Here is a 26,911-nt window from a genome sequence, read left to right as displayed (position 1 = left end):
CTATGGCTGGTTTTTTCTCGCGTTACAAACTCTCTCTCAGCCGTCAGGAGCTGATCCTGGTGCTGATCACTATCATCTGGGGCGGCACCTTTCTCACCGTCCACCATGCGATGAAGTTCAGCGGCCCGTTTTTCTTTATCGGCGTGCGTTTTGCCGCGGCGTCGCTGCTGCTGGGGGCGATCTTCTGGCGCAGCATGCGCGGCATGACCTGGCAGGAGGTTAAAGCCGGTACCCTGATCGGCCTGAGCATCAGCCTCGGCTACGGCCTGCAAACCTACGGCATGCAGACCATCACCAGCAGCCAGTCGGCGTTTATTACCGCCATGTACGTGCCGCTGGTGCCGCTGCTGCAGTGGATCTTCCTCGGGCGGATGCCGGGCCTGATGTCGTGGATCGGCGTGCTGCTGGCTTTCATCGGCCTGCTGCTGCTGGCCGGCCCGAGCGTCGGATCGGTCGCCTTTAATGTGGGAGAGATCGTCACGTTGCTCAGCGCGCTGGCGATTGCCGCCGAGATCATCCTGATCAGCGCCAGCGCAGGGCGGGTTGACGTGCGTCGGGTAACGGTGGTCCAGCTGGCGACCGCCTCGCTGTTTGGTTTTCTGCTGATGCTGCCCAACCAGGAGTCGGTACCGCCCTTTAGCCCGTACCTGCTGTGGAGCGCCGTCGGGCTGGGAGTGGCCAGCGCCATTATTCAGGTCACGATGAACTGGGCGCAGCGCAGCGTCTCACCGACCCGCGCTACGGTGATTTACACCGGGGAACCGGTGTGGGCCGGCATCGTCGGGCGGATCGCCGGCGAACGCCTGCCCGCCATCGCTCTGCTGGGGGGGGCGCTGATCGTGCTGGGGGTGCTGGTCAGCGAGCTGAAGCTGAAACGAAAAAAAGCGGCGCAGGAGCCCGCGCCGCTGAAGTGTGATAACGCTTAACCCTGCTGGCGGATGACGCTGTCAGCACGCGCTGCCGCGCCTTTACGGCTGAGCAGAGCGTTCAGCAGAATGGCACCGAAGGTGGCGGTGCCGATGCCGCCGAAGGTGAAGCCGCCGATATTCAGGGCAAAATCCCCCGCGCCCAGCACCAGCGTCACCGCCACCATAATCAGGTTGCCGTTCTGGCTGAGATCGACCTGATTCTGGATCCAGATGCGCGCGCCGGCCACGGCGATCAGGCCAAACACCACGATTGACGCACCGCCGATCACCGGGCCGGGAATGGTGTGGATCAGCGCGCCAAACTTCGGCGAAAAGCCCAGCAGCAGCGCAATCAGCGCGGCGGCAACAAACACCAGCGTTGAGTACACCCGGGTCACCGCCATTACGCCGATATTCTCTGCATAGGTGGTGACCCCGCTGCCGCCGACGCCGCCTGACAGCATGGTTGCCAGCCCGTCACCGACAAAGGCCCGGCCGATATACGGATCGAGGCTGCGGCCGGTCATACCGGCTACCGCCTTCAGATGGCCGAGGTTTTCAGCCACCAGAATGATCGCCACCGGCGCGATGCTGAACATCGCATGGCTGCTGAAGGAGGGCGCGGTAAACTGCGGCAGGCCAAGCCAGGGCGCGGCGCTCAGCAGGCTGAAGTCCACCGGCTTACCGAGGCCAAAGCCGTTGGTCAGCAGCGCATAAAGCCCCCAGGCGACGATTAACCCGACCAGGATCAGCAGGCGTTGCACCATCCCGCGGGTGAAGACGGCCACGGCACCGATGCACAGCACCGTCATCACCGCCATCCAGCTGTCAAAGGCGCTGGCCGACACGCTGCGCACGGCGATCGGCGCCAGGTTCAGACCGATCGCCATCACCACCGCGCCGGTGACCACCGGCGGCATCAGCGACTCAATCCAGCGGGTGCCGGACTTCATCACTATCACGCCGATCAGCGTATAGAGGGCACCGCAGGCGATAATGCCGCCCAGCGCCACGCCAAGGTTGGCATTCATCCCCTGGCCACTGTAACCGGTGACGGCAATCACCACCCCGACAAATGCGGCGCTGGAGCCAAGGTAACTCGGTACCCGGCCGCCGGTAATCACAAAGAACAGCAGCGTGCCCACGCCGGACATCAGGATGGCAAGGTTGGCATCCAGCCCCATCAGCAACGGCATCAGCACCGTGGCACCAAACATCGCCACCGCATGCTGCAGGCCCATTACCAACGTCTGTCCGGCAGGTAACGCTTCATCGGGGGCAACAATCTCCGCAGAGCCTGCCCGCGTTTTGGACCATTGAGGAAACCAGGAACTCGCCATCGTCTTCTCCAGAGTGAGGGAACTGCGTTAAGTGACGGCACCGCCGCCGGGTAGCCCGCGGCAGGGAAACCCTGCCCGCGGCGTTACGGTAAACTGGCGCTGCGCTGCAACGGGTGATAATTACGGTCGTAGTAGATCAGGCCGTGGGCCTGGTCGTTGCAGATCAGCGCCTGCGCTTCGCAGATAAGAATGTCGTGGGTGCCGACGCTGATGGTGCGGATCAGCGTGCAGTCAAACGATGCCACCGCGCCGCTGAGCACCGGCGATCCGGTGGCCAGCGTCGTCCAGCTGGCGGCGTTAAAGCGTTCCGCCATCGGCGTTTTGCCGCCGAAAAGGTTCGACAGCGGCTGATGCCCGTCGGCCAGGGTATTGACGCAGAGGCGGCCGTTGCGGGTAAAGGTCTCCCACACCGACGACGAACGGTTCAGACACACCAGCAGCGTGGGTGGCGTATCGGTGACGCTGCACACCGCCGAGGCGGTAAAGCCGGCGCGGCCGGCCGGGCCATCGGTGGTAATGATGTTGACCGCTGCCGCCAGCTGCGCCATCGCGTTACGAAACTGCTGCCGTTCCACGGCGGCGGAAGGGGAGGGATTCAGTGTGGCCAGGGACATTGCGGTTCCTTACCCGGTAACGGGAGTGGGGTGACGGTGGGGCGTGGAGAATGGCGTGCTCTCCAGCCAGTTCAGCAATAAGCGGTTAAACGCCGGGCCGTCGGTCACGCTCATCGCGTGGCCGCCCCAGTCCATCAGCTGCAGGGTAGCGTCTGGCAGGGCCGCCTGCAGCTGTTCAGAGCAGGTCCAGGGCACCAGCAGATCGTCGCGTGAGCAGAGCAGCAGCACCGGCAGGGCGATCTGCGCGGCGCTGGCGCTGAAATCGCAGGCCATCAGCGCCTGCAGGCGTTTCAGCAGGTTATCCGTGCCCTGAAAATGGGCGATATGCAGGCTGTCCTCGGCTTCAATGCGCGCCTGATGCCGGGAAAGCCAGTCCGCCGGGTAAAGGAACAGCGGCTGGGCGCGCACGAAGGCCTCGACGCCGCTGTTCAGCAGCAGATCCTGGCGCACGCGGAAGCAGCGGCGGGTGTGGGCGTCCAGCTGCAGCCAGCCGTTGACCACCACCAGCCCGAGCAGGCGCTGCGGATGATCCAGCGCCAGCTGCAGGCCGATCAGGCCGCCGAGCGCGTGGCCGACCAGCACAAATTTATCGATACCCTGCGCATCCAGCGCCGCGATCAGCTCATCGGCCATCTGCTGCATGCTGTAGCCGGCCGGCAGGCTATCGGCGCTGCGCCCGGTGCCGCGCTGGTCGTAGCTCACCACGCGATAGCGCGCGCGCAGCGCGTCCAGCTGCGGCAGCCAGAAACTGCCCAGCCCGCCCAGCCCTGCGGACAACACCAGCGTAGTGGCGGCCGCGTCGTCACGGCCGGAAAGGGTTATGTGCATGCGCAGCCTCCTTAACGACCGATGTGCGCCACGCTGGCGATTTCCACCAGCGCGTCGGGCTTCACCAGGCCACACTGAATGCAGTAGCGGGCCGGCTTCTCCCCCGGAAAGTAGTCGGCATACACCGCGTTGATCGCCGCATAGTGCTGCCAGTCGGTGAGGAAAATCGAGTTAAAGGTGACGTCCTCCAGCGTGCCGCCGGCGGTTTCGATCACGCTTTTAATCGTCTCCAGCACGTGGCGGGTCTGCGCCGCCGCATCGCCGACATGCACCACGTTGTTGTCCTTATCGAACGGCAGCGTTCCTGATACATAGACCACGCCGTCTGCCAGCGTACCGGGGACGAACGGTGCAATCGGCACGCCGGTGCCCGGCGGGGTGATAATCGTTTTAGGCATGAGCGTGCTCCGGTTAAAGGGCGGTGGCCTGCGCCGCCGGGATGGGTTCTGCCTGCAGCGCGCTGCAGAAGCTGCTGACGTCAGACACCCAGCCGAAAAAGGTTTCGATATTAAACAGCGCGGCCTGCTGGGCAAACGCCGGCCCCGCCTGGTGGGTGGCATCCTCCAGCACGATGCCGAAGTACTCGAGGAAGAAGCCGTCGCGCAGCGTCGACTCGACGCAGACGTTGGTGGCAATCCCGGTCAGCACCAGGTGACGGATGCCGCGGCTGCGCAGCATGCTGTCGAGCGCGGTGTTAAAGAAGCCGCTGTAGCGCGGTTTAGGCAGCACAATGTCGCCGGGGCCCGGCGTCAGCTGATCGACCAGCTGATAGTCCCAGCCGCCTTTGGCCAGCAGCGTGCCCTGCAGTTCCGGCTGGCGGCGCATGGTTTTCAGCGCGTTGGACTTATGCCAGTTGGGGGAGCCGGGGCCGCCCGCTTCGACATACTGTTCATCCCAGCCGTTCTGCAGCCAGATGATCTGCAGGCCGGCGGCGCGGGCGGCGGCGACCGCCACCTTAATCTGCTCGATCACCGGCCGGGTGGCCGAAACGTCAAAACCGGCCAGGTCGAGATAACCGCCCGCGCTGGCGTAGGCGTTCTGCATATCCACCACGATCAGCGCGGTCTGCTCCGGCGGGAACCGGATCGGCTCCGGGCGTGCCGGCAGGGTCACGGCATTGTGCTGGCTGGCGGTGGTGCACACTACAGGCTGTTTCGGGTTCATCAGGCCACCTCCTGTGCGGCATCAATCGCGTCTGTTCTGCAGCGCATCAGCGGCTGGATGCGCTGACCAAAGTTCTCAATGCCCTGCAGGAAATCGTCAAAGGTCAGCAAAATGCCTTCGGTGCCCTCCACGGTGGCCACCTCGTCCAGCATCCGCGCCACGCTGGCGTAAGATCCGACCAGCGTGCCCATATTGATATTGACCGCCGAGGTCGGGTCGGCCATCTGCCGCACGTTGGTGTCGCTGCCGGAGCGCTGGTCCTGCTGGCTCTGGGTGGTCAGCCAGGAGAGCGCCTGCTCATCGGCACCGGCTTTGTAATGCTCCCACTTCGCGCGGGCGGCTTCGTCGGTTTCATCGCTGATAATCATAAACAGCACGTAGGAGCCGACGTTACGGCCAGCGGCATCGGCGGCCTGCTTCATCCGCAGAGTGGTCGGCGCAAAGGCGGTCGGCGTGTTCACCCCTTTGCCGAAGCAGAAGTTGTAGTCCGCGTGGCGGGCGGAGAAGGCCATGCCGGCGTCGCTCTGCGCCGCACATACCACCTTCATCGGCTTTTGCGGCTGCGGGCTCAGGCGGCAGTCGTTCATGGTGAAGAACTCACCTTTTAAATCCGATTTGCCGGTGCCCCACAGATCGCGCAGCACGCTGACATATTCGGTCAGGTAGTCATAGCGGCGCGAGAAGTACTCATCGCCGGGCCACAGCCCCATCTGGTCATATTCCGGTTTTTGCCAGCCGGTCACCAGATTGACGCCGAAGCGGCCGCCGGAGATGGAGTCAATGGTCGATGCCATGCGGGCGACGATCGCCGGCGGCAGGGTCAGGGTAGCGGCGGTGGCGTAGATCTCAATGCGCGAGGTCACCGCCGCCAGGCCGGCCATCAGCGTGAACGACTCCAGGTTATGGTCCCAGAACTCGGTTTCGCCGCCGAAGCCGCGCAGCTTGATCATCGACAGCGCAAAATCGAAGTTGTAGTGCTCTGCCCGCTGCACGATCGCCTTGTTCAGCTCGAAGGTCGGCATGTACTGCGGTGCATTACGGGAGATCAGCCAGCCGTTATTGCCGATCGGGATAAAGACGCCCATTTTCATACGAAACCCCTTGGTTTAAGTGTGTGATGTTATCCCGGCGCTGCGTTGCTTCCTGCACTCCCCGATCGCGGCGCTCGTGAGAAAGATTGCAAAGGCCGTGCCACTATTTAAAAGTACAATCAGATCATGCAGTTAATCTGTTACTGATTTCGGTGAATGGAGTGAATGGTCTGTAACAGACCATTTGGTCAAAAATGGCTGCACAACCAGCAGGCAGGCTGCCCGCTAAAAGTGCAGTGCGGACGGGAACCGGGAAGCAGGCGCGGCTCGCTTATAAGCAGCACATGGGTGAACAGGAAAAGCGGATCGGCCGGCAGAGGAACCGGTGGGGCAGCGCGCCGCGTCGAGTGGCTGCAGCGAACCGTCGAGCGGGGTAGGAGTGCGCCGGGCGATTTGCTATGATTCCGCGAGTCCCGTGGAAAAAGGAGTTACGGTGAATTCTGTTGATAATGTTCCGACAAAAACGGCCACGCGCCGTTCCCGTGCGGTAGCCGCCAAACGCACGGCGATCCTCGCCGCCGCGCTGGAGTTTTTTTCCCGTTTTGGCATCCACGGCACCAGCCTCGATAAGGTTGCAGAGCGTGCCGACGTCTCTAAGACCAATCTTCTTTACTACTTTCCCTCGAAAGAAGCGCTCTACATTGCGGTTCTGAAAGACCTGCTCGACGTCTGGCTGGCACCGCTGCGCGCGCTGCGAGCCGACCAGCAGCCGCTGGAAGCGATTCGTGACTATATCCGCCTCAAGCTGGAAGTCTCGCGCGATCATCCGCAGGCGTCCCGGCTGTTCTGCCTGGAGATGCTGCAGGGCGCACCGCTGCTGAAGGCTGAGCTGGCCGGCGATTTACGTCATCTGGTGGAAGATAAAGCGCAGGTGATTGAAACCTGGGTGGGGCAGGGCAAACTGGCGGCGGTCGAACCGCACCATCTGATCTTTATGCTGTGGGCAACCACCCAGCACTACGCCGACTTTGCCAGCCAGGTGGAAGCGGTGACCGGCAAAACGCTGGCGGATGAGGACTTTTTTGCGCAGACGGTGGAAAACGTGCAGCGGATGGTGATCGAAGGGATTCGGGTACGGTAATCAGAGGCCGGCAGATGCCGGCCTCCCTGAGCTATCAGGCTTTTTTACGGTTGCGCATAAACCAGCCAACGGCCAGCAGCAGGAACCACAGCGGCGTGACCATCAGCGCCTGGCGGGTATCATCCTCCAGCGTCAGCAGCACGATGACAAAGGCGAAGAACGCCATGCACACCCAGCACATCAGCTTACCCAGCGGCATCTTATAGGCAGACTCAGCGTGACGCTGCGGATGCTTTTTACGGTACGCCAGATACGAGCAGAGGATGATGGTCCAGACGAACATAAACAGAATCGCCGACACGGTGGTCACCAGGGTAAAGACCGTCATCACGTTCGGGATCAGGTAGATCAGCGCTACCCCACCCAGCAGGCAGAAGCAGGAGAAGAACAGCCCGGCGGTGGGAACCGCACGGCGGGACAGCATGCCAAAACGGCGATGCGCCACGCCCTGCTGCGACAGGCCATACAGCATACGGCTGGTAGAGAAGATACCGCTGTTAGCTGATGACGCCGCCGAGGTCAGCACCACAAAATTAACGATGCTGGCCGCGGCCGGAAGGCCAATCAGCACAAACATCTCCACAAACGGGCTGCGATCCGCCACCACCTGGTTCCACGGCGTTACCGCCATGATCACCAGCAGCGCCAGCACGTAAAACATAATGATGCGCAGCGGAATGGCGTTTATCGCGCGCGGCAGCACCACGCGCGGGTTGTGAGTTTCAGCCGCCGCCGTTCCCACCAGTTCGATACCCACAAAGGCAAACACCGCGATCTGGAAGCCGGCAAAGAAGCCGCTCAGCCCTTTCGGGAACATACCGCCGTGATCCCAGATATTGCTCAGCGCCGCATGGCCGCCGCCCGGTGAAGGGTAGTGCATGGCCACCAGCACAATGCCGGTCGCGATCAGCGCGACGATGGCGACGATTTTGATAATCGCGAACCAGAACTCCATCTCACCAAACAGCTTCACCGTGGCGATATTCAGCGACACGAACACCACAATACACAGCAGGGCGCTCATCCACACCTGGAACCCGGGGAACCACAGCTGGAAGTAGGAGCTGATCGCTACCACGTCGGCGATGCCGGTCACCACCCAGCAGAACCAGTAGGTCCAGCCGGTAAAGTAGCCGGCCCACGGGCCAAGCAGATCGGCGGCGAAGTCGCTGAATGACTTATATTCGAGGTTAGAGAGCAGCAGCTCGCCCATCGCACGCATGACGAAAAACAGCATAAAGCCGATGATCATATAGACGAAGACGATCGACGGACCGGCAAGGCTGATGGTTTTGCCCGATCCCATAAACAGGCCGGTGCCGATAGCACCGCCGATGGCGATCAGCTGAATATGACGGTTATGCAGACTACGCCGGAGTTCCACCGGCGCGTCTTCAGAGGGCGCGGCCTCTTTGAGTTGGTTTACCATAACGGGTTCCTGTCCTGTAATAACGAGTAAGCTCTGTTGGCTTTTCCTTGATCTGACGATGCCAGACATAAGTGACATAACATAATGTACTTAAGTCGTTACTGACTAATTCTTTTTAGCAATAGTGACGGCGACTGCGAAAGCCTGGTCCGTTACCACGGCTTTGGAGCTTAACGTAAAAAAGCGCCGGAAAGCGCAAAAAATGGAGCTAAACTGGAATCGATGCCTGTATATGAACATAAATCCGGCGCTGGCCGGTCTTCTGATGTGCCGGAGGAGCGATGCGCTGGCTCGTTACGCTGACCTTACTGGCCGCCCTGGCAGGGGGGGCCGCTATACTCTGGCCGCAGCTGCCGCCGTGGTGGAACCCGTTCGCTCCGCTGTCGGTCAGCGATCCTCCGACGCTGGTTACGCGTTATAAACTGCAAAGGCTAAGCAGCGATGCGGCCTGTATGGACGTGATGGCGAGGGCCCGCGAAGCCGGACTGGTCAGTTACAGCCGGCCTGGCCGTTCCGCGGGCAACTGTCCACTGGACGATCCGCTGCGCATCACCGGTTTCGGTGACGTGCGGCTCAGCGGCAGTTTTCTCAGCAGCTGCCCGCTGGCGGTCAGCAGCACCATGCTGGTCAGCCAGACGCTGCGGCCGCGAGCTCTCAGCGAACTGGGGTCACCGCTGGTGCGGATCGAGCATCTTGGCAGCTACGCCTGCCGCAACATTTACCATCGGGCACAGGGGCGGCTCAGCGAACACGCCAGCGCTGACGCGTGGGACCTGAGCGGGTTCCGGCTGGCAAACGGCCAGCGCATCGACGTGTTGCGCGAATGGCCGCGGGAGACCCCCGAGGGGCGCTGGCTGAGGCAGGTGTTCAGTGAAGGGTGCGTCTGGTTTGGTAATGCGCTCGGGCCGGAGTACAACGCTGCGCATGCTAATCACTTTCATTTAGGCATGCGGGGTTTTAATCTGTGCCGCTAGTCAATGGCCGGACCAGCGTGCGGCGTGGGCGCTGCCGCTAAAGTCCGTTATTCAGGCTGGCTTATCAATCTTCAAAAAACCAAACTTTTCGCATTTTAAAGTAAAGTTCTTACTTATCATTGTATTAAATCATCGAGTGAAGGGGGTTGGGCGCATAAAATGCCATTTATGATAAATTTGCAGTAACAAACCTGGACTTAAAACTGCACGTAAGCGGGTCAAAATTATTGAATAGTAGTAGGAAAAATCCTATTCTTGTTATAGGTGATTTATCAGTATCTCTGTTCTGTTATTGCTGACGTGAGTGAACGCGGATGATACAAGGAGTAATGATAACCTCAGGTATTATTCATTCCTTAATTGAGGGTTCATTGATTACCGATCTGAATCAGGCAGAGGAAAAAGATCATCTTCTGTCTGTAATTGATTGCCCGGCGTTAAAATTCATCTTTAAAATTAATTTTCTTGCCATTAGCGGTGTGGGCGGTTCCCCGGCGGTGGTGGCAAACCGGGCGAGGATGTTCCTGGCTCCATTGAGGCATTGATGACTGCTGAGAACTATTTCAGTTGGCGAAACGAAGCGTATTCAGCCTTCGGTCAGGGCGCTGACGTTGCTCAGATTACCCGCGTAACAGAGCAGCAAATGCGCGAGATGGAATTCGATTTTTACGCGCTGTATATTCGGCAACCGGTGCCATTTACCCGGCCCAAAACGTTTCTTTACACCAATTATCCGCAGGCGTGGCTGGACTATTATTTGTTGCACGCGTTTTATGATCAGGATCCGGTGTTAAAAATTTGTCATCAGCCCGGCGAGCTGTGGGTATGGGATGAGACTCTCCCGGACAGCAATTCACGCGTGTTTGAGGCGGCCAGGCAACACGGCATTTATGCGGGCGTTTCGGCGTCCGCGATGGCAAAAAACAGGGCCATCGGTATATTGTCATTCTCGTCGGCGAGCAGCAAAAGAGAGGTCGTGCTGACCACCGAGCTGGAGCTTAAACTCAGGTATTTGCTGGATCTGTTTTTAACGGCATTAATCCGACTGAACGATATTTCCATGTCATCGACAAAACTGGAGCTGAGTAAAAGAGAGCTGGAGATTCTTAAATGGACGGCTGAGGGGAAAACGTCGATGGAAATATCTCTGATCCTCAGTATTTCGTTGAATACGGTTAATTTTCATCAGAAAAACATGCAAAAACGATTGAATGCACCGAACAAAACGCAAATTGCATCTTACGCCGCAGCTATCGGATTAATATGAAATGAAGTTGCAACTACTAACTTTAGTAGTTTCGTATTACCAATCGGTTGTCTACCCTGCGACAGGGGTAGCAACCCTGCGCGAACCGTTTAAACGGAATACATGAGCGAAAGCGACAGGGGAGCAGAGATGAAAATTATTCAGACCAGACTGAGGGATATGCCCTCATCGTTACTGGCCGAACTGGGAAGTTACCGCTACAGCGTTTTTGCCAGCGGCCAGGGCTGGTCAATTCCCTCCCGCCTCAGTACGCCGGGCCAGGAATTCGATCGCTACGATCGCTCCGAAGTGGTGTGGCTGATTGCCTGGTCAGCCCAGCACGGCATCTGCGGCTGTGCGCGGCTGATGCCGTGGCAGGATCCTGACCGTCACCGCATCCTCGCACCGGGAGAACACCCTCTTGCCGAAGGGCAGCGGGTCTGGGAGATGTCCCGCTTCTCCGCGCGTATGGAGATCGATGCGGAGCTGCCGTTAACTATCCTCTGGCATGCTGTACAGTTAGCCAGCCAGTCCGGCATCGATCTGCTGTTCAGCGCGGCCACCCCCCTGCTCGAAAATCTGTTCGACGCGCAGCGCGTGCAGTTCGATCCTCTGCCGCCGGGCATTATTCAGTCTGAAGACAACCTTTTTGCGGTAAAAATTCCGGTGGAGCAGCCGCATCTGGCGGAAAAATTCCACGGCGCCCGACGCTTCAGGCCGGAAGAGGTGCTGCCGACCCTTGGCGTTTCCGCCAACTGGGGGCAGCAGGTGCAGTGAGGTTATCCCTGCCACCTCGACCATAAGGTAATCAGCAGCCAGGCTGCCACGCACCAGCAGCAAACGGCGGCGAGCAGCGCCCAGGGAAGCCGCATCAGCGCCACGAAATACCACAGCGAAATCAGGTACGCCAGATAGGGAAGAACGGCCCACATGCCGAAAATCAGCGTGGCACGCAGTGCCTCAATGCCGCGCTCGCTGGCAACGATATAGTGGGCGATCAGGGCAAAAGTCGGAAACAGCGGGATCAGTCCGGCAATGTAGTAGTGGCGGGTACGGGCCAGAATGCCAATCAGCACCACCACCAGCGCGCCGACGGCGGCTTTAATCAGTAAACCCATGATGATCTTCGTCAGGTAAGGGAAGGCAGATACCGTGCCATTCAGCACGGTATCTGAGGCAGCGTTACTGGCGGAAGGCGACTTTAATCTGTTTCACCGTATTGCCCAGCACTTCAGCCTGCTCGGCGTCTTCCAGCTGGGCGATGTAGCGTTCCATATTAATGATCACCTTACCCGCATCAGCCTGGCCAATCGATTTCAGCATCAGGGTCACTAACTGCTTCAGACAGGTGACTTCGTGGGCCAGGGTTTTAGCATCATCGCTGGTTGAAAAATCAATCTGACTCATAATCGCTCCTGAAAATCATAAAGAAAAACAGGTTTCTGGCCGCGCGGCCGTCTGCCTGAAAGTGTTAAAAGCATACCATACTCTGCAGGAAAAAAATCGCGTGACGTGTTGGCCTGCTTCAGGATGCCTGGCGTGGAGAATCTGGCGTTTACCTGCCTGCCTGTCGCCACTGAATGATGTGACTAAAAATGCAAAAATTGCGCAAAAGCTGAGCATGTTATTGCCGTTACGCATAATAAAAACTCATGGATTAATAATTATCTAATTGATTAGTATAGTTTTTATTGATTCTGTTTGTCGGCGCTTTACTGAGTTTTTTATGGTAGCTAAAAAAGATTTCTGGAAAGGGATAATTATTATTATTACTTTTTTTCATGTCTGTTAAATAAACGTTTGCCTTAATGTGGCTATTATTTCTGTTCTTTCGTCGCCGGAAAAGGAGTAACATAATCAGCCTGCCTGTGTGACTAATCGTTACCTGCCTCAGCCATTTAGGGAGTTCCGTTTGATAAGCGTTTTTCTCGTTGATGACCATGAACTGGTACGCGCTGGGATTCGTCGTATCCTTGAGGATATTAAAGGTATCCAGGTAGTCGGTGAAGCCAACTGCGGTGAAGATGCCGTCAAGTGGTGCCGCGCTAACAACGTTGACGTGGTGCTGATGGATATGAACATGCCCGGGATTGGCGGGCTGGAAGCGACGCGCAAGATAATCCGCTACACGCCGGACAGCAAAATCATCATGCTGACCATCCATACTGAGAACCCGTTGCCGGCAAAAGTGATGCAGGCCGGGGCCGCCGGGTACCTGAGTAAAGGTGCCGCGCCGCAGGAAGTGGTCAGCGCTATTCGTTCAGTGAATGCGGGGCAGCGTTACATCGCCTCAGATATTGCGCAGCAGATGGCGCTTAGCCAGATTGAGCCGCAAAAGGCGGCCTCGCCGTTCAGCTGTTTGTCGGAACGCGAATTGCAGATTATGCTAATGATCACCAAAGGGCAGAAAGTGACGGAAATTTCCGAACAGCTCAGTCTTAGCCCGAAAACGGTTAACAGCTATCGCTACCGCATGTTCAGCAAGCTGAACATCAGCGGTGACGTCGAGTTGACCCACCTGGCCATTCGTCATGGTCTGTACAGTACGGAGCCGTAAATCAGTAGTGAGTGATGTGTTTGATGCTAAAACGTTCCTGAAAACCGTCACCAGCCAGCCGGGCGTGTACCGGATGTATGATGCCGAGGAAACGGTAATCTACGTCGGAAAAGCAAAAGACCTGAAAAAGCGTCTTTCCAGCTATTTCCGTGACAATCTCGCCAGCCGTAAAACCGAAGCGCTGGTGGCCCTGATCCGTCAGATTGACGTTACGGTCACCCATACCGAGACGGAAGCGCTGCTGCTCGAGCATAACTACATCAAGCTCTACCAGCCACGCTACAACGTGCTGCTGCGTGACGATAAGTCCTATCCCTATATCTTTCTCAGCGGTGACGCGCATCCGCGGCTGGCCAGCCATCGCGGCGCTAAACATGCCAAAGGCGAGTACTTCGGCCCGTTCCCTAACGGCTACGCCGTACGGGAGACGCTGTCACTGCTGCAGAAGGTGTTCCCGGTGCGCCAGTGTGAAAACAGCGTTTACCGTAACCGCACACGCCCCTGCCTGCAGTATCAGATTGGCCGCTGCCTGGGCCCCTGCGTAGCCGGACTGGTCAGTGAAGAGGAGTACGCACAGCAGATCAACTACGTGCGGCTGTTCCTCTCGGGTAAAGACGATCAGGTGCTTAACCAGCTGGTTGCCCGCATGGAACAGGCGGCGCAGGGGCTGCGTTTTGAAGAGGCCGCGCGGCTGCGGGATCAGATTCAGGCGGTGCGTCGGGTCACCGAGAAGCAGTTTGTCTCCAACCAGGGCGATGATCTTGACGTGATTGGCGTGGCGTTCGAGTCCGGGATGGCCTGCCTGCACGTGCTGTTTATTCGTCAGGGCAAGGTGCTGGGGAGCCGCAGCTACTTCCCCAGGGTGCCAGGCGGCACCGAACTGGCGGAAGTGGTACAGACCTTCGTTGGGCAGTTCTACCTGCAGGGCAGCCAGGCGCGTACGCTACCCAGCGATATCCTGCTGGATTTCACCCTGCCAGAAAAAGAGCTGCTGGCCGATTCGCTGACCGAACTGGCCGGACGACGGGTGACGATTCAGAACAAACCGCGCGGCGACCGCGCGCGTTACCTGAAGCTGGCGCGCACCAACGCCGCCACCGCGCTGGTGACCCGGCTGGCGCAGCACTCTACTATTCATCAGCGGCTGGAAGCGCTGGCGCAAACGCTGAAACTGCCGCCGATTAAACGGATGGAGTGTTTCGATATCAGCCACACCATGGGCGAGCAGACTATCGCCTCCTGCGTGGTGTTTGACGCCAACGGCCCGCTGCGCAGCGAATATCGCCGCTACAACATCAACGGTATTACCCCAGGCGATGACTACGCGGCAATGAATCAGGTGCTGCGCCGCCGCTACGGTAAAGCGCTGGAGCCGGGCAAAATCCCCGACGTGGTACTGATCGACGGCGGTAAAGGGCAGCTGGCCCAGGCGAAAGAGGTGTTCGCCGGGCTGGAGGTGGAGTGGGACAAACACCATCCGCTGCTGCTGGGCATCGCCAAAGGCACCGATCGTAAAGCCGGGCTGGAAACGCTGTTCCTCGAACCGGAAGGGGAGGGGTTCTCGCTGCCGCCGGACTCGCCGGCCCTGCACGTGCTGCAGCATATTCGTGACGACTCTCACAATCATGCAATTACCGGCCACCGCAACAAACGGGCAAAAGTGAAGAACACCAGCTCGCTGGAGACCATTGAAGGGATTGGTCCTAAACGTCGGCAGATGCTGCTTAAGTATATGGGGGGCCTGCAACCGTTGACGAATGCCTCGGTGGAGGAGATAGCGAAGGTCCCGGGAATTTCTCAGGCACTGGCCGAAAAAATCTTCTATGCGCTGAAACACTAAGCATTGCAACACCCGGTGCAATGTAGGAACATAGAAACAAATTCGACTCTGTCCAAACAGTTAGCGTAATTATGCCACTAAATATTCCGACCCTGCTTACCCTGTTTCGCGTAGTGTTGATCCCATTCTTTGTGCTGGCATTTTACCTGCCATTTCAATGGGCTCCGCTGCTCTGTGCGCTGATCTTTATCGTGGCCGCGATCACCGACTGGTTTGACGGCTTCCTGGCGCGCCGCTGGAAACAGACCACCCGCTTCGGCGCGTTCCTCGATCCGGTTGCCGATAAGGTGATGGTGGCCATCGCGCTGGTGCTGGTAGCGGAGTACTTCCACTCCTGGTGGATCACCCTGCCGGCGGCAACGATGATCGCCCGTGAGATCTTTATTTCTGCGCTACGCGAGTGGATGGCTGAAATCGGCAAACGCAGCAGCGTGGCGGTGTCGTGGATTGGCAAGGTCAAAACCACCGCGCAGATGCTGGCGCTGTTTGCGCTGCTGTGGCGGCCAAATCCGCTGATTGAGGGTGTTGGCGTGGTGGCGTTGTACATCGCGGCGGTGCTGACCTTCTGGTCGATGTATCAATATTTAAGCGCCGCGCGCGGCGATCTGTTCGAAGGATGATCTAAGCGGTTCAAAAAGCAGCAAACAGATGCAAAGTAAGGATTATTTTATTGACTCAGTTCGCTATCTCAGTAGAATGCAACGCATCGAAAGGCAGCACGGTTTGCCAGACGAAAGCAGCAGTCAACGTCAGCAAGTAAGACGTTGAAAGCTAAGCGGGAATAGCTCAGTTGGTAGAGCACGACCTTGCCAAGGTCGGGGTCGCGAGTTCGAGTCTCGTTTCCCGCTCCAGATTAGTTCAGCAGAGAAATTTCTCTGATGACAGCAGAATTAAGGCGCGTTGGCAGAGTGGCCATGCTACGGATTGCAAATCCGTCTACCTCGGTTCGACTCCGGGACGCGCCTCCAATTTATTCCCATGCCCAGATGGTGAAATCGGTAGACACAAGGGATTTAAAATCCCTCGGCTTATGGCTGTGTGGGTTCAAGTCCCACTCTGGGCACCATCTTCGCACTACCGATTAAAACGAATAAAAACAAGCAGTTGAATGATGTCGTAACCGCCCCTTAAAGGCGGTTTTTTTGTTTCTGCGGGTCCTTTCATAATACTCCTACCTAATATTATTCAGCTTTCTTATGTCCGCCGACCACCGGAGCCACCACAATCCTCCTGTCATAGCGTGCGGTCTGCTCAATATTTTTGTGAACGAAAATAGTCTGCCAGTCTGCCGGACAGGTCTGATATGCCCTTTGCTTTCAGATCGTGATGAGTACCCGATGAGGCGCTCGACTTATCGTTAATGAGATAACCCTTTAACCTGTTAACTGCTGCCTGTGCTACAGTCATCTCTCGTTGAAAACCTATCGCTACGAGGTGGCAGGTACCTGCCATGACAGATGAAATCGCCAGCCTGTTCCCGTCAGGGGAGTTTACGGCATTTGATTTTACCCGGCCGGAATATGCCGAGCCTCCGTTAGCCGGGTCTCCCCTGATCGGACTCCACAGCCTGTGTGGCAAGGTTACCCTCAGCAATGCCTTATGCTGCGATGTGCAGTTGCTGGAAAGCGACGGCGCTGTCGCGCTGGCGGGAAAAAGCGCCGGGGGGCAAGGGCTGACCGGATCGGCTCCGCTGGTGTCGCAACCCGACTCTTTGCTCAGCTTCAGCTATCGCTACCTTGATCCGGCCACGATGCAGCGTGTTATCTGGCAGCAGGCTACCGGGGCCGTCGCTCGCCTGCAAATCGTGCAGAACGGTGCCTTCAACGGTGTCGCACTGGCCCACCTCCCGACGCTGCTTGGCGTGTTTATTGCCGGTGCTTCAGGGGGAAAAGGGGCAGGGGGGATGCCGCAACCGGTGGCGGTATCGCCCGGCGTCTGGCACCGGGTGCAGCTGGTTCTCAGCGCACAGCCTGATGCCTCACGGTTGATCGTCGATGGCAGAGAGATCGATACGTTTACGCTTAGCGCAATCCCTGCCACGCCTTTTACCCTGTTTGGCACCGTTGGCCGCCAGGTGCCGTCCAGCCCGCTGCTGTTAGGGCGGATAGTGGCGACCAGCCCGCTACCGGCAGAGCCGGTTATAGCGAAGATTCAGGCCTGGCTTGCGGCGGGGTATAAACCGGGTGGCGCTTCTTCGCCGGCTGGCCGGCCCGAAAAATACAATCCGCGTGCGCTTCATCCGGTCAGTCAGGTATCGGTGACCACCTCACAGGCGCGTGTTGCCGCGATAATTAACCATGACGGCAGCATAAATCCGGAAAAGGTATTAATCGCTGATGGCGAAAACGCGATTCACCCGCTGGCTTCGCTGACTAAAATCATGACGGCCATCGTGTTACTTGACGGCCAGCCGGAATATAGCGAGAAACTTACCCGGCTTTCCTGCGATCCCGCCACCGGATCGGGCGCTAACCTGGCCGAAGGGGATACGCTCTGCCTGCGGGATGCGGTTTACAACCTGATGTTGCCCTCGTCCAACGTGACGGCGAATATGGTTGCGCGGATTTATGGCGGCAAACTGCTGACGGCAGAAGGGCAGAGCGGTTACAGCGTCCCGCAGGCGGTCAGCCGCTGGGTGGCACAGATGAACAGCAGGGCGCAGGCGCTGGGGATGCACTCGGCGCGTTTTACCACGCCCTCCGGGCTGGGGAGAAACAGCGCCAGCGCGCTTGATGTTCTGAAAATGGTCGCGGCGGCAACGCAATATCCTCTGATTATGCAGAGCTGGCGAACCCAGACTCACGCTATTAAGGTCTCGGGGAACGCGCCGCGGCTGGAATATATTATTAACACCAACGATCTGCTGTTTTCAGACCCGACGGTGATCGGCGGCAAAACCGGCACGCTGACCCCCCTGTTTAACCTGTTCTGTCTGGCGCATATGCCGGACCATCAGCGATTAGTGGTCATCGCGCTGGCGGCCAGCGCGAAACAGGACCGGGCTACCGATTGTGCAGCGATGCTGGCGGCGATAAAGGCGCAGTACGACTAATTCTGCGCGTGCCGGTGCGGGATCACCTGTTTATTATAAATTTCATCACTTATCATAATATGGTTTTTCATTGCACCAAATCATTTGAAATGGTCTGGTGGCAAGCCCCCGGTATCTCCGGTCACCAGCCGGAAGCGCGTTTGCGAATATTCTTAATGAAGTTCAGATTTCCCCAGCTAAGCTTATTCCTTCCAACGCCAACAGAAGGAAACAGGCATGTCAGAAGTTGAAAACAAAACTAAAGAGCAGTACCTCCATGACGTTCTTTCTCAGCTGAAGGAGATCCGTCACTACGCGCAGAATAATGCGGAGACCCTGTCTTCTCAATGGCTGGCTTTCGATACCGGCGAGTACAAAGATAAGGACCTGGCGGACAAGATCGATAAGCTGCTGAATGCCCAGGGCAAGCTGCATGATGAGATTGAATCGATCATCAGTGATATCGAAATTGAAGTGAACAAAGCCGCGTAACGATGCGGCCTCAGACGGATACGCCTGCCGCAGGCGTATCCGGCTATTACGGCTTCTGCACTCACCCTAAGTCAGCGCTGCCGCAGAACAATGGTGTTATCGCATTACCCCCGGCAATCAGCGCCAATGCAGCCTCCTGAATAATGACGGCTATCGCGTCAGCCCGGCAATCATCGTTAGCGCAGCATCCATTTCAAAATTAACTGCTTGCGGATTACGCCTGAAGATCGCGGCTGATACAGCCTGCCCGGGAACTACAGTGCCCGCACCATCACCGACACCCACTCTCCGTTGACCTCGCGCTGCTCGACTTCGCGCCAGCCCAGACGTCTATACAGTGCCTGCCGATCCGGCGTATACAGCCATAACTCTGCCACCCCCTGTTGCCGCGCGTGGGCGATGCAGGCGTTGACCAGCCGTGAGCCGATCCCCTGGCCGCGCCACTCGGCCAGGGTAAATACTTCGCCAAGCCAGTAGCGGCGGGCGGGGTTATCGCTCAGTTCATATTCAATGACGCTGGCCGTACCGCTCAGCTCACCGCTGTCGCTAAGGGCAAGCAGGGTAAAGCCGACGCTGCCCGGCAGATTACGCTGATGCAGACGTTCAGCCACCTCGAGAGGATCGGCCCAGTTATCCAGCTGGTGCCACTCCTGGAAGAGAAAATGCGCGATCTCCTCCGCACGCTGAGGCTGTTGTCTGAGGGGTATAATTGCGCTTGATGACATTTTTTTTCCTTTGTTTATCCACCACGTGGCGCTGTGGTTCAGAATTATCTAAACTTTTTCTTAGCTCTTCCCTTGTTTAACCGCGCACGGTTATAATTGCAGGGCCATTTAGTTAGATCTCTAATCATTAGGTGCCTAAACATTGAATACGCAGGAACTTAACTTTTCCCGCCTGCTGCATCTTACCGCTCATGCCTGGCGCCAGGCGGTGGATCGCCGGGTCAAAGATAACGGCCTGAGCATGAGCAGCTGGATGGCCGTGGCCACCATTGCGATCCAGGAGACGCCAATCACCCAGAAGGCGCTGGCGCAGGCGCTTGGCCTGGAAGATGCAAGCGTGGTGCCACTGATCGACCGGCTGGTAAAACAGCAGCTGGTGGAGCGTGTGCAGCCGGCGGAAGATCGCCGCAAGCGCCTGCTCCACGTTACCCCACTGGGGGATGAACTGTACAGGGATCTGAAAATCCAGGCTGATGCGCTGCGCAGCGAGCTGCTGGCAGATATCGATCCTGGCGAGCTGCGGATCACTGAGCGGGTGCTGCAACAGCTGCTGGTGGCGACGGAAGGTAAGTAATGTGTCGCGTGTGAAAACCAACCCTTATGCGCCACGGGAGTGGGCGCCCGGCGAAAAGCCGATGCTGCCTGGTTCCCCCTCAACCCCGCAACACCCCACGCACAAACGGCTCGCTTTTGGCATCGTCGGCCTGCTGATTTCAATCACCGGCGCGCTGAGCAACGCGCTGGTCACCGCCAATCTCACCAACCTGCAGGGGGTGTTTGGCGCGTACAGCAATGAGATCGCCTGGCTGCCGGCCGTGTACGTAATGGGCAATATTTCGATCAACCTGTTACTGGTTAAGTTCCGCCAGCAGTTCGGGCTGCGGGTGTTCACCGAAGCCTTCCTGGTGCTCTACGTGCTGGTGGCGTTCTTTCATCTGCTGGTCAACGATCTCAGCTCGGCAATTATCGTACGCGCCGCGCACGGCATGGTTGGGGCCGCGCTCAGTTCGCTGGGCATCTATTACCAGGTGCAGGCGTGGCCGGCGAAGCACCGGCTGAAGGCGCTGGCGATCGGTATCGGCGCGTCGCAGCTGGCGATCCCGCTGGCGCGGCTGTTCTCCAGCGAGCTATTGCAGCTGGACGAGTGGCGCGGGCTGTATCTGCTCGAACTGGGCCTGGCGCTGCTGTCGCTGGGGGCGGTACTGATCCTCAAGCTGCCGCCGGGTGAACGAACCAAGGTTTTTGAAAAGAAAGATTTTCTCACCTTCTTCCTGCTGGCACCCGGCATGGCGCTGTTCTGTGCCGTACTGTCGCTGGGGCGCATCGAATGGTGGACCAGCACGCCGTGGCTGGGCGTCTGCCTGGCGCTGGGGCTGGTGCTGGTGATTGCCGCGGTGGTGGTGGAGCACAACCGCAGCAATCCGCTGATCAACACCCGCTGGCTGGGGACCGGGGCGATCGTGCGTCTCGGTATCGTGATGATCCTGCTGCGGATGATGCTGGCCGAGCAGAACACCGGGGCGATCGGTTATCTGCAGCAGGTCGGGCTGCTCAACGATCAGATGCAGGGGCTGGCGCTGGCGATTCTGGCCGGTGTGGCGAGCGGCATCGTGGTCAGCGCGCTGACCATCAACCCCAGACACCTTAACTGGCCGATCGTCCTGTCGCTGGGGATTGTGATGGTCGCGTCGCTGATGGACGCGCAGTCCAACCCGCTGACCCGCGCAGACAATATGCTGTTCAGCCAGTTCCTGCTTGGGTTCAGCACCGCCTTCTTTATCGCTCCGGCCATGCTCTTAGGCATTGGTGGCGTGGTCACCCAGCCGAAAAATCTGGTCAGCTTTGTGGTGCTGTTCGGCATGAGCCAGAACATCGGCGGGCTGATGGGCTCGGCGCTGCTCGGCACCTTCCAGACCTGGCGTGAGAAGTACCACTCCAGCCTGCTGGCCGACCAGCTGTCGCTGCTGGACCCTAACGTCACCGAACGGCTGGCGCAGTACAACAGCCTGTTTGCCAGCCAGCTGGGCGACGGCGTGCTGCTCGGTGCGCAGAGTACCAGCCAGCTGCAGACGGTGGCCACGTTACAGGCCAACGTGCTGGCCTATAACGACGTCTATTTGCTGACGGCGGCGATGGCCGGCGTCACCTTACTGTGGGTGACCTGGCGCATTGGCCGTCTGCGTTACCTCAGCTGGCAGCAGGCTAAACGTGAGGCGGAAGCCGAGCGCTTAGCGATGCAACAAACAACAACAATACCGGGGACGGGGAAAGCATGAGCCAACAGGAACAGCAGTTTGCTGAACGCCAGAGAAATAACAAGCTGCGGATCTTATCAATTACCCTCGGTGCCGGCATTGCGCTGGTCGGGGTGCTGGTGATCCTCTACGCCTGGAAGCTGCCGCCGTTTACCAGCCAGATGCAGTCGACCGAAAACGCCTACGTGCGCGGGCAGGTGACCTTTATCAGCCCGCAGGTCAGCGGCTATATCACCGCGGTCAGGGTGGTGGATCTGCAGCCGGTGCAGCAGGGGCAGCTGTTGATGACCATTGATGACCGCATCTACCGGCAGAAGGTCCACCAGGCGCAGGCGGCGCTGGAGATGAAGGTGGCGGCGCTGGCGAATAACCAGCAGCAGCAGCGCAGCGCGCAGGCGGTGATCGCCCGCAACGAGGCCGCGCTGCAGAACGCCCGCGCCCAGGCGTTGAAGGGGGGGCTGGATCTGAAGCGGGTGGAGAGCCTTGCCGCCGACGGTTCGCTGTCGGTGCGTGAACGCGACGCGGCCCGCGCCAGCAACGCGCAGACCCGTGCGGACGTGCAGCAGGCCCAGGCGACGCTGGACGTGTCAAAGCAGGATCTGCAAACCGCTATCGTGAACCGCGCCTCGCTGGCGGCCGACGTCACCAGCGCCCAGGCGGCGCTGGAGCTGGCAAAAATCGATCTGGCCAACACGCAGATCGTCGCACCGGCGTCCGGGCAGCTGGGGCAGATGTCGGTACGGCTTGGGGCCTACGTCAGCGCCGGTACCCGCCTGACCTCGGTGGTGCCTGAACAAAAATGGGTGATCGCCAATCTGAAAGAGACGCAGATGGCGCGCATCCGCCCAGGCCTGCCGGCAACCTTCCGCGTGGACGGGCTGAACGGCGAGCGTTTCAGCGGCGAGGTGGAGTTTATCTCGCCGGCGGCCGGGTCGGAGTTCAGCGCGATTTCGCCGGACAACGCCACCGGTAACTTCGTCAAAATCGCCCAGCGTATCCCGGTCCGTATCCGCATTACCGGCGGTAATACGGAACGGCTGCGCCCCGGCATGTCGGTGGAGGTGAGTATTGATACCGGAGCAGAGCCGGATGAAACGCAGCAGGGGAGTGTGTCGGACCGCAGCGCGGCTCCGGGCGCGTCAGCCGGCGCGGGCATGACCACCACCACTGAAGACGATGGTAAGGGGAACGCGACGGGGCGGATTGTGCCACCGGCAGATGACCGTGGCGCGGCTGGGGGCCAGCCATGATCCGCCGTCATACCGGCGCGGCGCTGCTGCTGGCCGCGTTGCTGAGCGGCTGTGCCACCCACGTTGAGCAGGCTCCGTCTTCGCTGCCGATCCCCGAACAGTGGCGCAACCAGGCCGGCCCGGCCGCTGCGCCGGAAGCTAACTGGTGGCGGGCGTTTAACGATCCCGACCTTAACCGGCTGGTGGAGCAGGCGCTGCGCAATAACCCGGATATTCTCACCGCCCGTTCGCGGGTGGATGAGTACCGCGCCCGGCTGCGCGGGGCGGAGGGGGATAACTTTCCGACCCTGGACGCCGGGGTAGCGGCCACCCGGGCGCGCACGATCTCGGCGGCGACCGGGCAGCCGGTGCAGTCCACGGTATTTCAGGGGCTGCTGCAGGCTAACTATAACGTCGACCTGTGGGGCGCGCGCAGCAGCAGCATTGATGCCGCCAGCGCCACGCTGGCCGCGCAACAGGCCGCGGCCGCGGCGGCCGAACTGACCATCGCCAGTTCGGTGGCCTCCGGTTATATGACCCTGCTGTCGCTCGACCGGCAGCTGCAGGTCACCGACGCTACGCTGGCCTCGCGTCAGGACTCGCTGAAGCTGGCACAGCGCCAGTTCGCCAGCGGTTACACCTCAAAGCTGGAGTGGGTGCAATCTGAATCTGAATATCAGACCGCCAAAGCGCAGGTGCCGCTGCTGCAGCATCAGATTGCGCAGCAGGAGAACGCGCTGAGCGTGCTGGTAGGGATGAATCCGCGGCAGATTGCCCGCAGCCGTGATTTTGACCGGCTGGTGCCGCAGACGTTGCCGGCGGTAATGCCGTCGCAGCTGCTGCAGCGGCGGCCGGATATTGTGCAGGCGGAGCGCCAGCTGCTGGCGGTCGACGCCACGCTGCAGTCATCGCGCGCCAGCCTGCTGCCGTCGCTGAACCTGACCGCCAGCGGCACGCTGCAGAATTCCGTACTGCACCAGCTGGTGGATAATCCGTTCCGCCTGTGGAGCATCGGCGGCAGCGTGCTGGCCCCGTTACTGAACCGCGAGGCGCTGACCGCGCAGGTCGATGTCTCAATGGCCGGCCGCAATCAGGCGCTGTACAACTATGAGAAGGTGGTGCGCAGCGCGTTCAGCGAGGTCAATGACGACCTGGACGCCATCCAGCGCTACGGCGAACAGCTGCAGGAGCTGCAGAATCAGCAGCAGGTGGTTAGCGAGGCGCTACGTATCGCCACCAACCGCTACCAGAACGGTTACGCATCTTACCTCGATCAGCTGGATGCACAGCGCACTCTGTTCTCTACTCAGCTCAGCGTGGTGCAGGCGAAGAACAACCTGCTGCTGGCGCAGGTCGACCTCTATCGTGCGCTGGGTGGCGGCTGGCAGCCGTGAGCCTGTAGCATGAGGCAATCCCGCAGGCACTAGTTTAACGATCTTAAACTGTCCAGCGGCTCTTCTCATCAACGGGTGGCGGATGATAGACTGTTGCCCGTAGCAATAATTAATCAGAATAATGTGAAAAACTTTACATTTGGTCTCACCAGCGTTGGCTCAACGCGCGATGTATCGGGACAAATCATTCAGGGACACTATGAAAGCACATCTTTATCTGGCCGTTGCCTTTGCTGTATTGATGCTGGCAGGCTGCTCACGTACACAACCAATCCATAATGTTACCCAGACGCTGAACATTCATTACAGCGACAATCAACTTAAAACGGCGATCCTGCAGGCGGGTGCCGATCGCGAATGGGTCATGCAGCCGGTACAGCTCGGTGTAATTAACGGCCACCTCGCTCAGCGTGGTCACGTCGCCGATATTCGCATCACCTACAGCGCCAGCCAGTATCAGATTAATTATGTCGCCAGCCAGAATCTGCTGGCAGGGGCGGGGCAGATACACCGCAACTATAACCGCTGGGTGACCAATCTCGATCGCCAAATCCAGCTGCGTCTGGCCGGACAGCAGCAGTAAGGGCGGATTGACCGGTCAGGAACCCCTCTTGTGACCAGTCAAATGAAGAACTTTTATGCAATTAGCCTTTACTCTGCTCGACTGGCACGCCAGAGCACCCGGCCTGAGCACCACTGAACAGTGGCTGAACTGGAGCGCACTGCCGGCAACCATCGATGCTGCGCTGCCGCTGGCGAAATGCAGCCAGCTACCGATGATGGCCGCCCGTCGGTTAAATGAAGGCAGCCGCGCAGCGGTCGATTGTGGGCTGGAGCTGCTGCACCGTCATTCGGTTGACGCGGTGGTGTTTACCAGCCGGCATGGCGAGCTCGAACGTAATCTGCGTATCCTGACCGCGCTGGCGCAACAGCAGACGCCGTCGCCTACCGACTTCACCATGTCCGTTCACAACGCGGCCGTGGGCAGCCTGACCATTGCCGCCGCCGCGCCGCTGGTCGCAACCTCACTCTCCGCCGGTATCGACTCTTTCCAGCAGGGGCTGGTGGAAGTCGCCGCGTTGCACGCCGCAGGTTATCAACAGGTGATGCTGGTGGACTTTGATGGGGCTATTCCTGCCGTTTACCGTCCCCACGTTAGCGATCAGACGCTGCATGCACCTTATGCCGTGGCCCTCCTGCTGGCGGCGGGCGACCACTGCAGCTGTTACGGTCAGCCACTATCCTCTCCCCGGTGGGCTGCTCTCCCTCAGAGCTTACAGTTTCTGCATGCCCGGCTGGCCGGGCAGAAACGTTTTTGCGTGACAGGTGAAAGAGTGAGCTGGCAGTGGGAATGCCGCGATGAGTGAAGGCGTGCTGACGGTAACCCGGGGCCGCTGGCTCAATCGCGGCTGGCGCCTGCTGATGACCGGTTGTTGCTTTGCCTTGTTCGGCGCGGGTGGCCTGCTGCTGTCGCTGGTTTGGTTCAACCTGCTGCTGCTGATACAGCGCGATCCATTACGCCGTCGTCAGCTGGCCCGGCGCAGTATCTCGTGGAGTTTTCGACTGTTTTTGCGCAGCGCACGCGCGCTGGGCGTCCTTGACTATCATATCGATAACGCAGAACTGCTGCGCAGTGAGCGCCGTTGTCTGGTGGTCGCCAATCACCCTACGCTGATAGATTATGTGCTGCTGGCATCGGCGATGCCGGAAGCCGACTGCCTGGTGAAAGCCGGGCTGCAAGATAACCTCTTTTTTTGCGGCGTGATCCGCGCTGCAGACTACCTGGTTAACAGTCACGCGGAAACGCTGCTGCCGGACAGTCAGCGGCGGCTCGCGCAGGGCGACGTGATTATCATTTTTCCGGAAGGTACACGCAGCGAGCCCGGTATGCCGTTGAAACTACAACGTGGTGCGGCGAATATTGCCGTGCGCAGCGGCGGTGATTTACGGCTGGTGCAGATTGTCTGTAGCCAGAAAACGCTGAATAAGCAGAGCCGCTGGTACCATATTCCGCCGGAGAAACCCATTTTTCGGGTCAGCGTCCGGCAGCATATTGCGATAGACGATTTTATCGCCGGTGAAGAAGAGACGTACCCGCGCGCGGTTCGTCATCTGACCCAATTTTTGCAACAGGCATTAACGCCAGTAGATTAATGAATAATTGGAAGACCGTATGAACGAGCTATCACTCGAAATAAAACAGATGATTATTTACACACTTAATCTGGAGGAGATCGCCCCGGATGAGATTGAAACCGACGCGGCGTTATTTGGTGACGGGCTGGGTCTCGATTCGATTGACGCCCTTGAATTGGGGCTGGCGGTAAAAAACCGCTATGGCGTGGTGTTGTCAGCTGAAAGTGACGAGATGCGCCAGCACTTCTACTCTGTCGCAACCCTGGCGGCCTTTATCCACGCTCAGCGCACTGCGCTGGCACCCTGAACGCAGCGGGAGGCTTTATGATGGAAAAAGATGCGATCTATCAGGAAATCGTGGAACTGCTGGTGAAGCTGTTCGAACTGGATGCCGCAGACATCACTGCGGAATCCCGGCTGTATGAGGATCTTGAGCTGGACAGCATCGATGCGGTGGATATGGTCGTCCATCTGCAAAAGCGCATTGGCCGCAAAATCAAGCCGGAAATCTTCAAATCGGTGCGCACCGTGCAGGATGTCGTGGATGCGGTCGAACAGCTGATCGGTGAAGAGTGAC

30 protein-coding genes, 3 tRNA genes and 1 pseudogene are annotated in these 26,911 nt (G+C 58.9%); 23 read left to right on the top strand and 11 right to left on the bottom strand.

From position 1 onward, the window contains the following. The first annotated feature begins 2 nt into the window (after positions 1-2). Positions 3-926, top strand: coding sequence for a DMT family transporter (locus NV64_RS06745; protein ID WP_056236799.1), 924 nt, complete (start codon positions 3-5; stop codon positions 924-926). Here NV64_RS06745 and rutG read toward each other — a convergent pair. The 6 genes from rutG to rutA form a co-directional block, all read right to left on the bottom strand. Next, on the bottom strand, positions 923-2,248 hold the full coding sequence (rutG, locus tag NV64_RS06740; protein WP_056236797.1) for a pyrimidine utilization transport protein G: 1,326 nt from the start codon (positions 2,246-2,248) through the stop codon (positions 923-925). The genes NV64_RS06745 and rutG overlap by 4 nt on opposite strands. A gap of 83 nt (positions 2,249-2,331) precedes the next feature. Continuing rightward, positions 2,332-2,862, bottom strand: a complete 531-nt coding sequence (gene rutF, locus NV64_RS06735) for an NADH-dependent FMN reductase RutF (protein WP_056236796.1) — start codon at positions 2,860-2,862, stop codon at positions 2,332-2,334. A gap of 9 nt (positions 2,863-2,871) precedes the next feature. Continuing rightward, positions 2,872-3,690 carry a pyrimidine utilization protein D gene (gene rutD, locus NV64_RS06730; protein WP_101505589.1) on the bottom strand — a complete coding sequence of 273 codons (819 nt, stop codon included), beginning with the start codon at positions 3,688-3,690 and terminating at the stop codon, positions 2,872-2,874. 11 nt (positions 3,691-3,701) lie between these two features. Then, positions 3,702-4,088, bottom strand: a complete 387-nt coding sequence (rutC, locus tag NV64_RS06725) for a pyrimidine utilization protein C (RefSeq protein ID WP_056236792.1) — start codon at positions 4,086-4,088, stop codon at positions 3,702-3,704. Between the two features lie 13 nt (positions 4,089-4,101). Next, complete coding sequence (rutB, locus tag NV64_RS06720; RefSeq protein WP_056236790.1) at positions 4,102-4,854, bottom strand: pyrimidine utilization protein B; 753 nt, start codon at positions 4,852-4,854, stop codon at positions 4,102-4,104. Next, a complete protein-coding gene (gene rutA, locus NV64_RS06715) occupies positions 4,854-5,945 on the bottom strand; it encodes a pyrimidine utilization protein A (protein WP_056236789.1) in 1,092 nt (363 codons plus the stop codon). The genes rutB and rutA overlap by 1 nt, the downstream gene beginning before the upstream one ends. Before the next feature lie 433 nt (positions 5,946-6,378). Between rutA and rutR the strand changes: the two genes are divergently transcribed. Continuing rightward, positions 6,379-7,026, top strand: a complete 648-nt coding sequence (gene rutR / locus NV64_RS06710) for an HTH-type transcriptional regulator RutR (RefSeq protein ID WP_056236787.1) — start codon at positions 6,379-6,381, stop codon at positions 7,024-7,026. Positions 7,027-7,060: 34 nt separating this feature from the next. On the opposite strand, the gene cycA is transcribed toward rutR, so the two are convergent. Beyond that, entirely contained in the window at positions 7,061-8,455 is a 1,395-nt protein-coding gene (gene cycA, locus NV64_RS06705) for a D-serine/D-alanine/glycine transporter (RefSeq protein ID WP_056236785.1), read from the bottom strand. A gap of 281 nt (positions 8,456-8,736) precedes the next feature. On the opposite strand from cycA, the gene NV64_RS06700 reads away from it, so the two are divergent. From NV64_RS06700 to NV64_RS06685, 4 genes are all read left to right on the top strand, one after another. After that, positions 8,737-9,429 (top strand): extensin family protein, encoded by a 693-nt coding sequence (locus tag NV64_RS06700; protein WP_056236783.1) that lies wholly within the window; start codon positions 8,737-8,739, stop codon positions 9,427-9,429. Positions 9,430-9,758: 329 nt separating this feature from the next. Continuing rightward, positions 9,759-9,974, top strand: a complete 216-nt coding sequence (locus NV64_RS06695; protein WP_101505588.1) for a hypothetical protein — start codon at positions 9,759-9,761, stop codon at positions 9,972-9,974. After that, on the top strand, positions 9,974-10,696 hold the full coding sequence (sdiA, locus tag NV64_RS06690) for a transcriptional regulator SdiA (RefSeq protein WP_056236780.1): 723 nt from the start codon (positions 9,974-9,976) through the stop codon (positions 10,694-10,696). The genes NV64_RS06695 and sdiA overlap by 1 nt, the downstream gene beginning before the upstream one ends. Positions 10,697-10,825: 129 nt before the next feature. After that, a complete protein-coding gene (locus NV64_RS06685; RefSeq protein WP_056236778.1) occupies positions 10,826-11,452 on the top strand; it encodes an acyl-homoserine-lactone synthase in 627 nt (208 codons plus the stop codon). Between the two features lie 2 nt (positions 11,453-11,454). On the opposite strand, the gene NV64_RS06680 is transcribed toward NV64_RS06685, so the two are convergent. Both NV64_RS06680 and NV64_RS06675 read right to left on the bottom strand, forming a co-directional pair. Then, on the bottom strand, positions 11,455-11,793 hold the full coding sequence (locus NV64_RS06680) for a GlpM family protein (RefSeq protein WP_056236776.1): 339 nt from the start codon (positions 11,791-11,793) through the stop codon (positions 11,455-11,457). A 64-nt stretch (positions 11,794-11,857) separates the two neighbouring features. Then, the gene (locus NV64_RS06675; RefSeq protein WP_056236774.1) at positions 11,858-12,082 is read right to left on the bottom strand and encodes a DUF2594 family protein; all 225 of its coding nucleotides are present in this window, start codon (positions 12,080-12,082) and stop codon (positions 11,858-11,860) included. Positions 12,083-12,587: 505 nt separating this feature from the next. On the opposite strand from NV64_RS06675, the gene uvrY reads away from it, so the two are divergent. From uvrY to NV64_RS06645, 6 genes are all read left to right on the top strand, one after another. Next, on the top strand, positions 12,588-13,232 hold the full coding sequence (gene uvrY, locus NV64_RS06670; protein ID WP_056236772.1) for a UvrY/SirA/GacA family response regulator transcription factor: 645 nt from the start codon (positions 12,588-12,590) through the stop codon (positions 13,230-13,232). A gap of 7 nt (positions 13,233-13,239) precedes the next feature. Beyond that, positions 13,240-15,072, top strand: coding sequence for an excinuclease ABC subunit UvrC (gene uvrC, locus NV64_RS06665; protein WP_056236770.1), 1,833 nt, complete (start codon positions 13,240-13,242; stop codon positions 15,070-15,072). Between the two features lie 71 nt (positions 15,073-15,143). Beyond that, complete coding sequence (gene pgsA, locus NV64_RS06660) at positions 15,144-15,692, top strand: CDP-diacylglycerol--glycerol-3-phosphate 3-phosphatidyltransferase (protein ID WP_101505587.1); 549 nt, start codon at positions 15,144-15,146, stop codon at positions 15,690-15,692. A 155-nt stretch (positions 15,693-15,847) separates the two neighbouring features. Beyond that, positions 15,848-15,923 (top strand) — tRNA-Gly (locus NV64_RS06655). Positions 15,924-15,966: 43 nt separating this feature from the next. Continuing rightward, positions 15,967-16,040 (top strand) — tRNA-Cys (locus NV64_RS06650). Positions 16,041-16,052: 12 nt separating this feature from the next. Next, positions 16,053-16,138 (top strand) — tRNA-Leu (locus NV64_RS06645). A gap of 115 nt (positions 16,139-16,253) precedes the next feature. Here NV64_RS06645 and NV64_RS23920 read toward each other — a convergent pair. After that, positions 16,254-16,404 (bottom strand): annotated as a pseudogene (locus NV64_RS23920) (integrase); the annotation flags it as partial. A 118-nt stretch (positions 16,405-16,522) separates the two neighbouring features. Here NV64_RS23920 and NV64_RS06635 point away from each other — a divergent pair. Beyond that, on the top strand, positions 16,523-18,124 hold the full coding sequence (locus tag NV64_RS06635) for a D-alanyl-D-alanine carboxypeptidase family protein (protein ID WP_101505586.1): 1,602 nt from the start codon (positions 16,523-16,525) through the stop codon (positions 18,122-18,124). A gap of 216 nt (positions 18,125-18,340) precedes the next feature. Next, positions 18,341-18,595 carry a hypothetical protein gene (locus NV64_RS06630; RefSeq protein WP_056236675.1) on the top strand — a complete coding sequence of 85 codons (255 nt, stop codon included), beginning with the start codon at positions 18,341-18,343 and terminating at the stop codon, positions 18,593-18,595. Positions 18,596-18,849: 254 nt separating this feature from the next. Here NV64_RS06630 and NV64_RS06625 read toward each other — a convergent pair whose 3' ends face one another. Further along, positions 18,850-19,320, bottom strand: coding sequence for a GNAT family N-acetyltransferase (locus NV64_RS06625; RefSeq protein ID WP_056236673.1), 471 nt, complete (start codon positions 19,318-19,320; stop codon positions 18,850-18,852). 142 nt (positions 19,321-19,462) lie between these two features. Here NV64_RS06625 and NV64_RS06620 point away from each other — a divergent pair, with 142 nt between their 5' ends. The 9 genes from NV64_RS06620 to NV64_RS06580 all read left to right on the top strand — a co-directional run bounded on the left by NV64_RS06620 (position 19,463) and on the right by NV64_RS06580 (position 26,910). Beyond that, entirely contained in the window at positions 19,463-19,894 is a 432-nt protein-coding gene (locus NV64_RS06620) for a MarR family winged helix-turn-helix transcriptional regulator (protein WP_056236671.1), read from the top strand. Positions 19,895-19,955: 61 nt separating this feature from the next. Further along, complete coding sequence (locus tag NV64_RS06615) at positions 19,956-21,596, top strand: MFS transporter (protein ID WP_369814378.1); 1,641 nt, start codon at positions 19,956-19,958, stop codon at positions 21,594-21,596. After that, positions 21,593-22,825, top strand: coding sequence for an HlyD family secretion protein (locus NV64_RS06610; protein WP_082502349.1), 1,233 nt, complete (start codon positions 21,593-21,595; stop codon positions 22,823-22,825). The genes NV64_RS06615 and NV64_RS06610 overlap by 4 nt, the downstream gene beginning before the upstream one ends. Continuing rightward, positions 22,822-24,198, top strand: coding sequence for an efflux transporter outer membrane subunit (locus NV64_RS06605; RefSeq protein WP_101505585.1), 1,377 nt, complete (start codon positions 22,822-22,824; stop codon positions 24,196-24,198). Before NV64_RS06610 ends, NV64_RS06605 begins: the two co-directional genes overlap by 4 nt. A 199-nt stretch (positions 24,199-24,397) precedes the next feature. Continuing rightward, positions 24,398-24,781, top strand: a complete 384-nt coding sequence (locus NV64_RS06600) for a hypothetical protein (RefSeq protein WP_101505584.1) — start codon at positions 24,398-24,400, stop codon at positions 24,779-24,781. A gap of 55 nt (positions 24,782-24,836) precedes the next feature. Beyond that, positions 24,837-25,565 (top strand): beta-ketoacyl synthase chain length factor, encoded by a 729-nt coding sequence (locus NV64_RS06595; RefSeq protein WP_101505583.1) that lies wholly within the window; start codon positions 24,837-24,839, stop codon positions 25,563-25,565. After that, entirely contained in the window at positions 25,558-26,352 is a 795-nt protein-coding gene (locus tag NV64_RS06590; protein ID WP_101505582.1) for a 1-acyl-sn-glycerol-3-phosphate acyltransferase, read from the top strand. Before NV64_RS06595 ends, NV64_RS06590 begins: the two co-directional genes overlap by 8 nt. 19 nt (positions 26,353-26,371) lie before the next feature. Further along, positions 26,372-26,641: a phosphopantetheine-binding protein gene (locus NV64_RS06585; protein WP_101505581.1), complete on the top strand. Its 270-nt coding sequence runs from the start codon at positions 26,372-26,374 to the stop codon at positions 26,639-26,641. Between the two features lie 20 nt (positions 26,642-26,661). Beyond that, on the top strand, positions 26,662-26,910 hold the full coding sequence (locus tag NV64_RS06580; protein WP_101505612.1) for an acyl carrier protein: 249 nt from the start codon (positions 26,662-26,664) through the stop codon (positions 26,908-26,910). The last annotated feature ends 1 nt before the right edge of the window (position 26,911 follow it).

The organism is Erwinia sp. B116, assembly GCF_002865965.1.
GTDB lineage: Bacteria > Pseudomonadota > Gammaproteobacteria > Enterobacterales > Enterobacteriaceae > Erwinia.
This window is presented reverse-complemented; position numbering and strand designations above follow the sequence as displayed.